This is a genomic window from Nocardia alni (genome assembly GCF_019038435.1).
Classification (GTDB): domain Bacteria; phylum Actinomycetota; class Actinomycetes; order Mycobacteriales; family Mycobacteriaceae; genus Nocardia; species Nocardia alni.
This window is the reverse complement of sequence record NZ_JAGPOX010000199.1, coordinates 1-14,341: the sequence shown is the minus strand read 5'-3', so window position 1 is coordinate 14,341 and position 14,341 is coordinate 1. Positions and strand designations below refer to the sequence as shown.

Sequence of the window (14,341 nt, the reverse complement as noted above, 5' to 3'; positions counted from 1 at the left end):
GAATCAGGCCGCGGGGGCCACGGGAGCCACGCCCGCGGCCTGATTCGGCACGGCGGGCTGCGGAACAGCGGGCGGCTGCGGGGCGGGCGGCTGCTGCGTGGAGGCCGGCGGCAGGGCGAGGGCCGGGCCCACGGCGACGGTGTATCCCAGGGCGACAGGTAGAACGACGGCCGCGGACAACGCCGCCAGCCTCATCCGGCGCGCGCGAGCGCGTTCGGCTCTCCCCCGGATCTCAGATGCCACACCTGCCACAGGAGTTTTCTACCGCGCCGGAGACGATTCCCACCGCACGACGCGCGGACGGCAGGCATAGTTGGCTGGAAATCGGGCAATCTATGGGCAACGATACTTCTCATAACGAACAATCGTCTTATACGAGGCATTATCCGGATCAGTGCCTCGTACAGGGCGATTTCGGTCAGCTCGAGCAATTCGACCGCATACCGAGCCGACGACCCCGAGAACGCCTCGCGAGATCTGAAGGCGCACGGACGACAACCGGCGCCGTGCGGAGCGCACGACGCCGGTTGTTTGTCTCGACTGCTACGCGTGCAGCGCGGCCAGGATGCCCGGACGGGCCTTGCCCAGCTCCATCTGCCAGTTGAACCACTTGTGTGTACCGGTGAGCGGGAAGTCGTAGGTGGCCGGGATGCCGATCGACTCGAGCCGAGCCTGGAACATGTGCGTGCTGATCATGGCGATGAACTCGAGTGCCATGGCATTCACGGTGTTGAAGACGCCGACCGGCGAGCCCACGTAGTCGGTGTTGTCCGGCAGGCCGGTACCGGCCGAGATGAACATCGGCAGGCCGCGCAGCTGTGGCGCGAACACCATCGGGTCCGAGCGCAGCCACTGCGGGCTCCATGGCGCGGCCATCGAGTCGGCGTTGAACCGGCCCGCGTCGAGCATCATGACGCGGATCGCCTCACGCATGCCGGGCGCGTTCCAGTTCAGTGGGCCGGAGAACGAGGCCGCGTACTTGAACTGGTCGCGGTGGAACGCCGCCAGGCGCAGCGCGGCCGGGCCGCTCATCGACAGGCCGGCCACCGCCCAGTTGCTGTGCGCGACGCCGTAGTTAGCCAGGAAGTTCGGGAGCTCCTGGGTAAGGAATGTCTCCCACTTGTAGGTGAACTTCTGACCGTTGGTGTTGCTCGGGGATTCCCAGTCGGCATACCAGCTCGACTGCCCGCCCACGGGCATCACGAGGGTGACGTTGTCGTTACCGAACATCTGTTGCGCGTTGGTCTCGAAGGACCAAGCGTTGAGATCATCCCGCGCACGCAGACCGTCGAGCAGCAACAGCGCGGCGTTGCCGCCGTGACGTGCCCACTGCACCTGCACCTTGATGGCTCCCATTTCGGACGGAACCATCAGAACCTGACGGCCGCCGGGAGGAGTCTGGTGCATCGGGGACGAAGCGACCGGGGTCGCCGCGGCGACCGCCGGAACCGCGACCGCGACCGCGAGGGGGAGAGCCAGTGCCGCGACAATTCGCGCGCGCCAACCGAACTGAGCGCGTCGCCGCAATGATCGGTCCGGACTCGGCGTGGGCGCCGAATCCGACGCCGATGCGGCGGACCTGCCGAATCGCATGGATCTTGCTCTCTTTCTGCTTTTGTAGCCCTGTGCACACCCCTGCACGCCTCGGATCCCGACCTGTCCGAGGCGAGCGGGGCGTCTACGAGTTGGTCGCACTTGCGCTCGCTGGACCATATTCGACCGGTCTGCGGTTAGCAAGACAGAGGCGGACACGTGACCGAAATCCGCCCGAGTACCTTTCGTAATCGTGCAGTGACCCTATCGCGTTCCCCCGGTTATGTCGCGGGAACCCTTCCCATCAAAGGGATTTCACTGTTGCCGAAAATTGGCTCGGCGGTCCGCGACGCACGGACGGTTCGCAGCGAGTACTCAGCCGATATTGCGCGACATGTCCGGGATCATCCGATAGGCCTCGTGACTCCAGTTGGTCCAGTCGTGGATGCCGTAATTGGGGAAGGAGTAGACCACATTCCGCGCGCCGAGGGAGTCCATACGTGCCTGGAACGCGCGAGTGTTCAGCAGCGCCAGGAACTCCAGTGGCACACCACGAATCACCCGGTCCGCGACCGCGCCGGGCGGTCCGGCCAGATCCGCGGGATCCGGCTGGGAGCTGCCTGCGGCGATCCACAGCCGGGTGTTGTCGTGGACGAGCCGGGGAGCGAATACGAACGGATCCATGTGATACCAGTTGGGCCCCCACGGCGGCGCCATCGAGTCCACGTTGTAGCCGCCCGCGTCCATCATCGCCGTACGGATCATCTCCCGCATACCTGGTGCGGAGACATTGAGGTATCCGGAGAACGAACCGGCATAGCTGAATTGATCCGGGTGATAGGCCGCCAGCGTCACCGCCGCACTGCCGCCCATGGACAGCCCGAAGACGCCGTTGCGATTGGCCCGGAACCCGAGCCGATCGTGCAGGGCGTTGCGCAGATCCCGGGTCAGGAAGGTCTCCCAGTCGTAGCGGTAATTCTTACCGGGGCCGGCCATGAAGATCTCGCTCGAGCCCGATCCGGTGGACGAGCCGAAATTGGTGTGCGGCAGCCCGAAGAACGAACTGGGCGCGTTCCAGTCGGCATAGAAACTGGACTCGCCGCCCACCGGCATCACCACATTGATATTCCAATTGGCCAGCACCTGGGGCACATTGGTCTCGATTTCCCAGCCGTTGAGGTCCTGACGCGCGCGCATGCCATCCAGGACGTACACCACACGGTTGGTGTTGCCGTCACGTGCGCGCAGGACCCGGGTCTTGATCGGCCCCATCGACGGGTCGGTCACCCAGAAGTCGAAGGCCCTGGGATCGAAGGCCGCACGGGCCTGCGCGTGGTCGCCGAGCACCGCGACCCCGATGGGCAGCGCCACGGTCAGCGCCGCGACCATCGCCGTGCGCCGCAGCCATCGCCGGGCGGGACGGCCGAATCCCCCGAAACGGCCGAATAGCGATCCTGGCTTACTTGACGCAACTCGCATCGGTCTCGCCTTTCGCTCGGACGGCCGAGCCACGCGTATCGCGCGGCGCGAGCGCCCCGTCTAGTCGGACAACACGAACAACCGGCGGCGCGGATACACGCCGCACTACAACGCTCGACCTCGTACGCGCGCGGCAGCAGCGCATCGCGCGAAAAGGTCCAGAGCTCGGATTGTCCCGAATGGCGAGGGTGAACACGGGGAGGCGCATCCCGTGTCGCGTTGCAATTAGCAAACAACTAGCAAAAAAGGCCGCGAACCCGCCCATGTACTTCCGAAGGCGGGTTCGCGGCCCTGGGGGACGCTCGATCGGGCGGCTTACCCGATATGCCCCGACAGGTCGGGGATCATCTTGTCGGCCTCGGTTTCCCAGTTGTGCCAGTTGTGCACACCGAAGGCCGGGAAATCGTAGACGGCGTTGTTCGCGCCCAGGCTCAGCATCCGCAGCTGGAAGGCCCGGGTGTTGGCCAGCGCCAACGCCTCCAGTGGTACACCCTGGATAACGTCCATCGCATTGTTCACATCACCACCGCCCGGGAGGCCGCTGCTCGCGGCGACCCACAGCCGGGTGTTGTTGGCCTTGAGCATCGGGGCGAATACGAACGGGTCCATGTAGTACCACTTCGGACTCCACGGCGGCGCCATCGAGTCGATGTTGTACCCGCCGGCGTCGATCATCGCCACCCGCAGCATTTCACGCATGCCCGGCGCGGAGATGTTGAGGTATCCGGAGAACGCACCGGCGTAGTTGAACTGGTCCGGATGGTGCGCGGCCAGCGTCAGCGCGCCGCTGCCGCCCATGGACAGGCCGAACACGCCGTTGCGGTCGTTGCGGAAGCCGAGCCGGCTGTGCAGCGCGTTGCGCAGGTCGTGGTGGATGAAGGTGTCCCAGTCGTACCGGTAGCTCTTGCCCGGTCCCTGGTCGAAGATCTCCAGACCACCCGAGCCCGACGATGAGCCCGTCGCGGCCGACAGGCTGTTCGACCCCGACGCCGAGCCCGACGAGCCCGCCTGCGGCGGAATGCCGAGGAAGGCGCTGGGCGCGTTCCAGTCCATGTAGAAGCTGGACTGACCGCCGATCGGCATCACGACGTTGATGTTGGCGCGGGTCAGCGCGTTGGCGACATTGGTATTGATCTCCCAGCCGGACAGATCCAGACCCGCGCGCTCGCCGTCGAGGGCGTAGACGACGCGATCGGTGTTCCCGTCGGCGGCGCGGAAGATCCGCGACTTGATCGGACCCATCACCGGTGAGTCGACCCAGAAGTCGAATCCGGACGGGGTGTACGCCGCGGACGCAGCACCGGCTTCGGCCAAGGTCATCCCCAGCACTGTCGCCAGTGCCACGCCGAGCGCGGTGCGCTTCATCCACGTGGGCCGGCCCGATCGCAGCGAGCGTCTCCGCCGCCTCTCCTGCACCCAACGCACAGTCACGCCTCGCATATTCTGTTCGGCCTTTCTGTTGTGCGGCCGGGCTCGGCCGCTACCTTCGGGCCGCCTGGACGCACGCATCCATGCGACCGTCAGACGGAAGTACTCGCGAAGCTTATCGCGCTCGAGACACTCCGGCGTTACCGAATTGAGACGAGGTGGCGTAAGACGCAGTTCAAAGCTGGTTACGATCACGTCACACAGCCCCTGACAGTCACCGCCCGAACCAACTTTACCCAGGTTGATCCCCCTGTCACCCCGAACGGCCCGAATCCTACGGAGATCGAGCCGCAGCGCGAATCCCACAGTCATCTCACAGCCGAATGCTGTAGCAGCCAACCCGCTATTCGGACGAGTTCACCGCTTTCCGCTAGGTAGAGGTACACAACCGGCCAGCACCCCAGACCTGAAACTCGAACCAGCAGCATGCCAACGCGACAACCCGCTCGAGCAACCCGGGTTGCCAACGCACCGACAGCCCTGACGAATCCGTTACTTGGGCGGAAGCAAGGGGGGTGGGGCCGGCTGCGGGTCCGGGTCGATCAGATGGCAGCGCTGGATCTCGTATTTGGGCACCCGGTCGATGCGGTACTTGGAGAACGCCAGGGACTGCACCAGATTGTGCCGGAACCGCGAGAAGGTCAGCGGCCCCCGCTCCGAGGCCAGCAGCGCCTGGGTGGCCGGGCAGCTCTCGGCCGTGCGCGCCTGCTCGATCCACTTGTCGTCCATGTAGTACGGAATCCACGGATGCCTGGCGACCATGCCGGTATCGGCCACCACCCAGTCCGAGTAGATGTCCTTGTCGTGGCCGATGCGGCCGTCGGTCAGCCGGTCGGTATGCGCGCCCAGCGGATACGCCAGGCCCTCCTGATCGATCACGCGCACGTTCAGCGGGACGTTCATGCTGGTCATGCCGAGATTCAGGAAGAAAACGGTATGCCCGGCGCCATTCGGCGGAATCGGCAGCGGCGGCGGGACCAGCCACCACATCATGTACGACGGCGAATTCAGCAGCAGGCCGCCGTCCGGGGTGTTGTCGATGGTGTCGACCATCGCCCGCATGCGCGGATAGTCCAGATAGTCCTCGGCCAGGATCGGATGATCGTGACCGCTGTTGAGCACGTAGTAGATCCGTTCGTCGACGATGCCGTCGGCGCTGACGTTGTAGCCGGCCTTGTTACCGGTGGTGTTCGCCGCGAACAGCGCCCAGACCATCAGGGCCACCCAGACGACCGGCAGGGCCAGCGCCCAATTCCGGTGCAGTACCGAGCGACCGGCCGCATCGAAGCGCCAGACCGGAAGCACCGCGACCGGAAGCGTGAGGATGAACAACTGCGGCAGCAGCATTCGGCCGTGCATGAAATCGCCGCCGACACGCAGTTCGAAGATGATCAGCAGCAGATCGCAGAACAGCATCAGCGCGACGACCGCACGCGGGGTGCGCAACTGCGGTTGAATCCGCCGGAGCCGATCCAACCGGCTCACGGTGGCCGCGGTGCCCGGGGAGTCGTCCCCGACCACGCGGATCATTCGGTCGGCGTCGAACTCGGTACGTCGCGACCGCAGCAGCAGCACCGCGACCACCAACAGCACCAGCAGCGGCGCCCACAGCCAATACGGACCGACGAGATCCCACACGTATTTGACGCCCTGCCCCCACTTCGCGCCACCGGCCTCCTTGGCGACGGCGGTATTCGGGTAGAGCAGCCCGTAGTACCCCATCCGCCAGATCTGGTAGCCGACCGGCACGACCCCGGCGAGCACGACGATGGCCGCGCGCATCACGATCGGCCGCACCCGCGTGACGGGCATGGGCGCGAGAAACAGCAGCACCAGCGTCAATCCGCCGACGATGGTCATCTCCGGCCGCACCACCCAGCACAGGCCGGCCCAGAACACCAGCCCGAAAAATGTTGCCAGGCGCGGCCGTTCGGCATGACTCCAGCGCAGCAGCAGATACCACAGCACGCTCAGCCAGAAGATGACCAGGCAGTTCTCCAGCCCGGAGGTCGCGAAGTCGCGGGCCGGCGGCACCGCGATATAGACCACGGCACCGGCGGGCAGCAGCAGCTGCCTCGAGGCGCCGCCCCACAACCGCGCCGCGCCGATCATGCCGATCAGCACGGCCAGCAGCGACAGTGTCAGCGCCGTGAACAGGCTCACGTACTCCAGCCGCGCATGGGTGATCCAGCTGAAGAACCAGATGACGTAGGTCCACGCGGCGCTGGTGTTGGTCTCCACCCGATCGCCCGCGTTGAACACCGGCCCGTTCCCGGCCAGCAGGTTGCGCACCGTGCGCAACACGATCAACCCGTCGTCGGCGATCCAGCGACGAGCCCACGCGGCGCAGGCGAAGGTGATGACGGTCGCGACGACCCCACCGACGAATACGGCACGGGACAGCACCGCGACGCGTGCGCGTCGCGGTAGTCGGGCACGATCGGACGCACCAGCGGTATCCTCGCTGCCCGTCCGACCCTCCCGTTCTTCCCCGTCTGCCACAATCTCGTCAGGTGAGATAGACAGCGACACCTACCGCTCCGATCCAGGCGATGGCCAGGAACTGCAAAATGCGGTCCCCCAGCGCGATCTCTTCGGGTTCTCCGGCCTCGCCGCCGTCGACGTCGACCGCGTAGCGCAGGACTGCGATAGTAAACGGGATCATCGAGATCGCGTACCACAGGGGGCGTTTGTGGTCCGTTTCGAAGGCCCACAGGCCGTAGAACACGACGACCGCCGTCGCCGACAGCGTCCAGATGAAGCGCAGGTAGGTGGCCGTGTAGTACTGCAGCGACTTGCGGATCTTGGCGCCGGTGTCCAGCGCGATCCGCAGTTCGGCGTACCGCTTGCCCGCGGCCATGAACAGCGAGCCGAACGCCATGATCAGCAGGAACCACTGCGACAGATGGATATTCGCCGCCGCGCCGCCGGCGACCGCGCGCAGCAGGAAGCCCGAGGAGACGATGCAGATGTCCAGCACCGCCTGGTGCTTGAGCCCCAGGCAGTACGCCAGCTGGATGCCGATGTACACGACCATCGTGACCGACAGTTGCCAGGCGGCCAGGAACGACAACGCGATCGAGGCGACCAGCAGCACGACCGACAGCATGTAGGCCAGGTTCACCGGCACCACACCGGCCGCGATCGGCCGGTAGCGCTTGGTCGGGTGGGCGCGGTCCGCCTCGACGTCCAGGGCGTCGTTGATCAGGTAGATGCCCGAGGCCGCCATGCAGAAGACCACGAAGGCGATCGCGATATGCCAGTCCCTGGTCAGGTCCGCGACCGCGTACTTACCGTCCGCCAGCTTGCCCGCGGCCAGCGGCGCGGCCAGCACCAGGACGTTCTTGACCCACTGACGCGGCCGCACGGCCTTGACCAGCCCCCCGGCCAGGGTCTTGGGCGGGCCCTTCAGCACGGCGTCGTCGAGGTCGGTGCCGGTCGGCTCTTCACTCATTTCAGCGAGGGTTCTTTCCTGTGCGGTCACTGGCAAGTCTCTTTTCGGCGGCTAACACTGCGGCGGCTGACGCGGCGCCCAGAGCGGACCCGGCGAGCACGTCGGAGGGATAGTGCACACCCAGGACGACCCGGGAGAGCAGCATCGGCGGCACGAGCACCGCAGGCAAGGGTAGCCCGGTCAGTCGTCCGAGCAACACCGCCGCCGCAGTCGTGGAGGTCGCATGCGAGGACGGGAAGCTCAATTTGCTCGGCGTCGACACGTTGACCTGCACCGACGGATCGTGCGGACGAGGCCGTCGGACAACGCGTTTGATGACGACCGATGCGGCGTGCGCACCGAACGCGCCGACCGCGACCCCGGCCCACTGCCGTCGCCGGGGCTTGTCGACGACAGCGCCGAGGGCGCCGATCGCCATCCAGCCCAGCGCGTGCTCGCCGAAGTGGGACATCCCGCGCGCGGCCTTGACCACGGCCGGCTTGCTACCGATGGTGCCCTGCACCACGTTGAGGATCTTCACCTCGGTCGAGCGCGTCTGCGGATCGGGGACGACGTGCAGGCCGTGCGCGCGGCCGGTCGCGTCGTGTGCTGGGGCGCTCATTTCGCTCCTGTCTCGGTGATGCCGAAGGCGTTCTCCCAGGCAGCGGTGCTGGTCAGGCCGGCATGCGCGGCACGGTACCGCTCGCGCACCTCGGGGAAGCGCTCAGCCAACTCCTTGCGCAGGCGCATGGCCTCCTTGAACAGCTCCAGCGCCTTGCGCGGATCGCGCTTACGGTAGACCACTCCGCGCCCGTCCGCAGTGGTCACCGTGACACCGTCCACCTGGGACAGCAGGAACCAGCGCGCGTCGAGGGTCGGCACGTTCAGCTGCGGGGTCTCATGGTGATTCGGATTCGCCTTGCGCACGTTGTGCAGTACGCCCTTGCCCAGGCGCACCACCTTGGCGATCGGATTGCCCGGCTCGCCGACCGCGCCCACCTCGGCGTGACTGGCCAGCGGGAGGTCGGTGGAGGACGACAGGGCCACCGCGTCCGGGTACTGCTTGCGCATGGCGTGCACCTTGCCCAGCGCGGTGGGCAGCAGGCCGAACAGTTTCTCGGGGCCGGCCAGATAGTCGCGGATCGCCTCGTTCTGGATGGCGACCGTCGAATACTCCAGGCACAGCAGGTGTTTCAGGGTGGCCTTGATGGTGTTGAGCACCATGGGCTTACCGTCGCCCGCCAGGTGCAGCGAGGCCACGATCAGGCGATTGCGCAGGTGGAAATACGCCTGCCAGTCGATCGCGTCATCCTTGTCGGACCAGGCCATATGCCATACCGCAGCACCCGGCAGGGTGACGGTCGGGTAGCCGTGATCGCGGGCGCGCAAACCGTATTCGGCGTCGTCCCACTTCAGGAACAGCGGCAACGGCTGGCCCAGTTCCTCGGCGACCCGGCGCGGGATGACACAGGTCCACCAGCCGTTGAAGTCGACATCGATGCGCCGATGCAGCAGCTTGGAGTTGTCGCGGTCGCGCAGCGGGTTTTTCGCGAAGTCGTGGTCGTACTCGACGTTCGGCGCCGCGGTCCACATGAAAACACCGCGGTCGATCACCTCGCCCATCACGTGCAGATGCGAACGCTCCTGCAGATTGAGCATCTGCCCGCCGGTCAGGATCGGGGACTTGGCGAAGCGCGAGAACGCCAGTGCGCGCAGGATCGAGTCCGGCTCGATCTCGATATCGTCGTCCATGTAGACGATGTACTCGGCATCGGTGGTCTTCAGCGCCTCGTACATCACGCGGCTGTACCCACCCGAACCGCCCAGGTTGGGCTGGTTGTGGATGGCCAGCCGATCGCCCAGCAACGCTGCGGCCTCGGCGAATCCGGGCTCGTCGACGACCTTGCGGGTGCCCTGGTCCGGGATGATGACGGCCCTGATCTTCTCCAGGACCAGCGGGTCCGAGCCCAGGGCGCCGATGGTCTTCACCGCGTCGGTGGGACGGTTGAAGGTCGGCATGCCGACCGCGATGCTGCCCTCGCCGGGCGCCTCGACCGGCGCATACCAACCGCCGCTGTGCAATTCGACCGCCGAATCGGTGGTGATGTCGAACCAGATCCAGCCGCCGTCCTCGAACGGGGCCAGCTCCACCTCGAATTCGACCGAGTCACCGGACGTTTCGCCCGAGGTGCCGAACTCACTGCCCTGCACGTGAATTCGCGAACCGTCCGCCTTGGACCGGTACACGTCCACCCGTCCGTGCCCGGACAGCTCCAGCCGCAGCACCACCGAACTCAGCACGCTCCACCGCCGCCAATAGCTGGCGGGCACGGCGTTGAAATAGGTGCAGAACGACACCTCGGACTCCGCGCCGATCGACAGCGAGGTGCGCGAGATCGCGTGCGCGCGACGGGCGTTGGTCGCCGATTCCTCCAGATAGAGGGTGCGCACGTCCAGGGGTTCACCGGGGCGCGGCAGGATGACCCGCTGTAGCAGCGAGATCGCGCGGGTCGGGGTCGCGGTCTGTTCCAACGTCACTTGTGCGGTCATCTTCACTTCCTACCGAAGGAATCCGGGCGGCTGGGCGGTACCGATGCTGTATCCATCGGCACCCTCGCGGCGCTCGGTGCTGTGTTCATTGGTCGCGCACAGCCAGCGGCGCACCGGACTCGAGGTGCGGGCGCAGCGTGTTGTCGAACATACTCAGCGCGCTGCCGATGGCCATATGCATGTCCAGGTACTGGTAGGTACCCAGCCGGCCACCGAAAAGAACCTTGGCCGTGGTGGTTTCGTTCTTGGCCAGGTCACGGTAGGCGACCAGCTTCGCACGGTTCTCGGCGCTGTTGATCGGGTAGTACGGCTCGTCGCCGGTCTGCGCGAAGCGGGAGTACTCGCGCTGGATCACCGTCTTGCCGGTGGGATAGTCGCGCTCGGGGTGGAAGTGGCGCGGCTCGATGATGCGGGTGAAGGGCGCATCGGCGTCGTTGTAGTTCATCACCGGGGTGCCCTGGAAATCACCGGTGTTCAGCACCTCGGTCTCCAGATCGATGGTGCGCCAGCCCAGTTCGCCCGCGCTGTAGTCGAAGTAGCGATCCAGCGGGCCGGTGTACACGACCGGAGCGTCCGGGCTCTGAGCGCGGATCTGTTCGCGCACCTCGAACCAATCGGTGTTCAGCCGGACCTCGATGAGGTCGGATTCGGCCATCTTCTCCAGCCACGCGGTGTAGCCGCCGCGCGGCAGGCCCTCGTAGGCGTCGTTGAAGTAGCGGTTGTCGAAGGTGTAGCGGACCGGCAGCCGGTTGATGATGCTCTCGGAGAGCTCCTTGGGATCGGTCTGCCACTGCTTGGCGGTGTAGTCGCGGATGAAGGCCTCGTAGAGCGGGCGGCCGACCAGTGAGATCGCCTTCTCCTCGAGATTGGACACGTCATTGGCGTCCACCTCCGCGGCCTGCTCGGCGATCAGCGCGCGGGCCTCGTCGGGGGTGAAGTAACGGCCGAAGAACTGGGACAGCAGGCCCAGCCCCATCGGGAATTGGTAGGCCTGCCCCTTGTGCAGGGCGAACACGCGATGCTGGTAGCCGGTGAACTCGGTGAACTGGTTGACGTAGTCCCAGACGCGCTTGTTCGAGGTGTGGAACAGGTGTGCACCGTATTTGTGCACCTCGATACCGGTTTCGGGATCGGCTTCCGAATACGCGTTACCACCCAGGTGATAACGACGTTCGACCACCAGCACCCGCTTGCCGAGTTGGGAGGCCGCGCGTTCGGCGACGGTCAGTCCGAAAAATCCAGAGCCGACAACGATGAGATCGAAGGGAGATGCGACGGTCACGGGTGCCCAGCGTATCGGAAGTCCGCGCGCGCGCCCGGTGGAGTCGCACTGTGCATCGAGAGGCCCTGCATACGCCCTGGAATTTCTCGTTCCAGCCACCGGAATTTCACCGAAACGCGGGCCGATCGGACATGGGCGCGGGCCCGTTGCCCCGCTCCTGGGCGTACTCGTCCTGTCCGCGGCGCTCGGCGCCGGATTTCTGACCCCCGCACCGGCCGGGGCCGATGAGCCCGGCACCCTCGCCGCCACGCCCGTAGCCGACGCCACATGCCGCCGCCGATCGCCGGGCTGGCCCTCGACGTGACCAGCCTGCTACTGACCGGCGCGAATATCGTCGCCGGATGGACGGGCATCTCCTCGGCCATCCTCACCCCGCTCGGCATGGCCCAGACCATCGCGTTCGCCCCGGAGTATTACGGCGCGCCCATCAGAACCGCTGAAACGGGGGTTGGCCGAATCCGGACTGCTGCTGACCGAACCCCGGCTGCTGACCGAACCCGGGCGGGAGGAACGTGGGGGTCTTTCCTACCGCGCACCAGCGCTTGGTGGAACCCGAGAGGGTCAGGATCAGCATCAGGACCATCAGCAGAACGCCGATGATCGCACCGACCGCCGAGGCCGCGACCCCAGTGGAGAACCCGACGATCATGCCGATGAGGCCACCGACGATGCCCACACTCGACAGTATCGCCAGCGCGATCCGGCCGCCGTTCTTGTGGTTCATCAGCAGAATGCCGCTGAGCGCGAACAGCAGGGCGACCACGACCTCGATTGCCATGTAGGCGTAGAAGACGCCGTCGTCGAACGGCGCGGGCGCGGGCATCGAGGCGTCTCCGGCCTGACTCGCGATGCTGGCCAAGCTGTTAGCCGCGTCTCGCGCGACGGACAGCTCATGCAGGGTGACGAAGATCGATCCGAGGCTCACGAGCGCCAGCAGAATGGCCAGCAGGCTCGCGGTGATCGCGGTCCCGCCACCGGAGGACTGCTGCGAAACGCCCAGCTGCGGAGGATATCCCGGCTGCGGGGATCCCGGTTGCTGCCCGAAAGGTTGTTGCTGCCCGTACGGCTGCTGCGGAAATCCTGGCTGTTGCCCGAACCCGGGCTGCTGAGGAAACCCCGGCTGCACGGGAACACCCGGCTGCGCGGGGACTCCGGGCTGCACGGGAATCCCGGGCTGCTGCATCGGAATCCCCGGCTGCGACGGACCCCCCGGCTGCTGTGGATACCCCGGTTGCTGCTGTGGATACCCTGGCTGCTGCCCGTAAGGCTGTTGTCCAAAGGGTTGCTGTGGATAGCCACTACCGGATCCGGGCTGGCCGTACGGGTAGCTCATGAGTGAACCTTCCTCCCCTAAATCTCTAAGGCGCGAACTTTACCGCGCAGGAGAGGAACTCGCTGCCCCGATTTTCTCCGTGAAGCTCACTCCAAATGGGCGTCGGCATAGGCGCGCATCGCATCGCGAACGAATTCCGCCGTGCCCACACCATGTTTGTCGTAATTCCGCGCGAAACGCGGGTCGGCGACGTACATCTCGCCCAGGCCGGTGAAGGCGCGGGCGTCGGGGTGCCCGCCCTGCCACCCGACCGCGACCCAGTCGAAGTGGCGGCGGACGATGTCCTGCACCTCGGCGTCGGCTGGAGCCAGTCCCGCCTGCTGAGCACGGCCGTAATCGGCCGCGATGTCCAGGTGGGTCTGCTGATGGGTCCGCCTGTCGGCCTCGCTCAGCGAACGCCACCAGCGATCACTGTTGTCGTACGCGTCCTTCCCCCAGCGCTCGATCACCTCGTCCCTGTATCGGGTGTGGTCGAACCCGTCGAATGTTTCCTGTGGCATGAGCGGTTCACCTGCTTCGGTCTTGTGCAATGTTGTTCGCACCGACGCGATCTGGCGCGCGATCCGATCCTGCTGCTGCCGCAGCAGATCCAGATGTGTGCGCAGCGCAGCCTTCGTATCCTGTTCTCCCGCGAGAACTTCGGCGATCACGGGCAACCCGAGCCCGAGTTCGCGCAGCAACAGGATGCGTTGCAGCCGCACGAGGGAATCCTGGTCGTAATACCGGTAACCATTGGCCCCGACCCGACTGGGCGGCAACAGCCCGAGCTGCCCATAATGGCGCAACGTCCGACTGGTGGTTCCGGCCGCCCTGGCCAGATCCTGAATGGACCATTCGCCACCCACTCCGACCTCCCTCGCCGCATCGACACAACCAGCATGCAAATTGACGCTACGTCAATGTCAAGCCCGAGTCAGGCCAAGCTCCAGCCGTCGTTCCCGAATCGCATCGGCGACGCGATCGCCGGTTCCGCTTGTTCTCGGCCACTGTCGTACCCGCAGCATTGAAGTCTTCGCGATCGACCAGTTCACGCCGCAGATCATCCATGGACGCATGGTCGGTCGACACCGCATCAACCTACTGGGTCATCGAATGCGGACGTGGGATCCCCAGGTGGGGCCGGGTTGGAGGCGACCGGCGGATCGGGAGCGCGCGCACGGGGTCGGTAGCGGGGTCCGGCTGACGATCGGCGGCGACCGGACCGGGCGTCGAGGCCGGATCCGGCGCGGCGGGAGCCGGTGCAGCCTGTGGTGAAGTGTCCGGGGTGGGAGCCGCGAGGATCGGCGGCCGGCCGGGGCTCGGG

Annotated in this window: 10 protein-coding genes and 1 pseudogene; all 11 read right to left on the bottom strand. The window is 66.1% G+C overall.

The window, feature by feature from the left end:
- Positions 1 to 543: 543 nt before the first annotated feature.
- The gene (locus JZ791_RS40520) at positions 544 to 1,593 is read right to left on the bottom strand and encodes an alpha/beta hydrolase (RefSeq protein ID WP_216902672.1); all 1,050 of its coding nucleotides are present in this window, start codon (positions 1,591 to 1,593) and stop codon (positions 544 to 546) included.
- Between the two features lie 315 nt (positions 1,594 to 1,908).
- A complete protein-coding gene (locus JZ791_RS40515) occupies positions 1,909 to 3,012 on the bottom strand; it encodes an alpha/beta hydrolase (protein WP_438804622.1) in 1,104 nt (367 codons plus the stop codon).
- A 315-nt stretch (positions 3,013 to 3,327) separates the two neighbouring features.
- A complete protein-coding gene (locus tag JZ791_RS40510) occupies positions 3,328 to 4,452 on the bottom strand; it encodes an alpha/beta hydrolase (protein ID WP_216902670.1) in 1,125 nt (374 codons plus the stop codon).
- 480 nt (positions 4,453 to 4,932) lie between these two features.
- Positions 4,933 to 6,945, bottom strand: coding sequence for an arabinofuranosyltransferase AftB family protein (locus JZ791_RS40505; RefSeq protein WP_308163421.1), 2,013 nt, complete (start codon positions 6,943 to 6,945; stop codon positions 4,933 to 4,935).
- A 4-nt stretch (positions 6,946 to 6,949) separates the two neighbouring features.
- Complete coding sequence (locus JZ791_RS40500; protein ID WP_216902668.1) at positions 6,950 to 7,894, bottom strand: decaprenyl-phosphate phosphoribosyltransferase; 945 nt, start codon at positions 7,892 to 7,894, stop codon at positions 6,950 to 6,952.
- Between the two features lies 1 nt (position 7,895).
- Positions 7,896 to 8,495 carry a phosphatase PAP2 family protein gene (locus JZ791_RS40495; RefSeq protein ID WP_216902667.1) on the bottom strand — a complete coding sequence of 200 codons (600 nt, stop codon included), beginning with the start codon at positions 8,493 to 8,495 and terminating at the stop codon, positions 7,896 to 7,898.
- Positions 8,492 to 10,423: a glycosyltransferase gene (locus JZ791_RS40490; RefSeq protein WP_216902666.1), complete on the bottom strand. Its 1,932-nt coding sequence runs from the start codon at positions 10,421 to 10,423 to the stop codon at positions 8,492 to 8,494. The genes JZ791_RS40495 and JZ791_RS40490 overlap by 4 nt, the downstream gene beginning before the upstream one ends.
- An 85-nt stretch (positions 10,424 to 10,508) precedes the next feature.
- Positions 10,509 to 11,705, bottom strand: coding sequence for a UDP-galactopyranose mutase (glf, locus tag JZ791_RS40485; protein ID WP_216902665.1), 1,197 nt, complete (start codon positions 11,703 to 11,705; stop codon positions 10,509 to 10,511).
- Between the two features lie 427 nt (positions 11,706 to 12,132).
- Complete coding sequence (locus tag JZ791_RS40480) at positions 12,133 to 12,888, bottom strand: hypothetical protein (RefSeq protein WP_216902664.1); 756 nt, start codon at positions 12,886 to 12,888, stop codon at positions 12,133 to 12,135.
- Positions 12,889 to 13,124: 236 nt separating this feature from the next.
- Positions 13,125 to 13,883 carry a MerR family transcriptional regulator gene (locus JZ791_RS40475; RefSeq protein ID WP_216902663.1) on the bottom strand — a complete coding sequence of 253 codons (759 nt, stop codon included), beginning with the start codon at positions 13,881 to 13,883 and terminating at the stop codon, positions 13,125 to 13,127.
- Positions 13,884 to 14,115: 232 nt separating this feature from the next.
- A pseudogene (locus tag JZ791_RS40470) lies at positions 14,116 to 14,341 on the bottom strand (hypothetical protein); the annotation flags it as partial.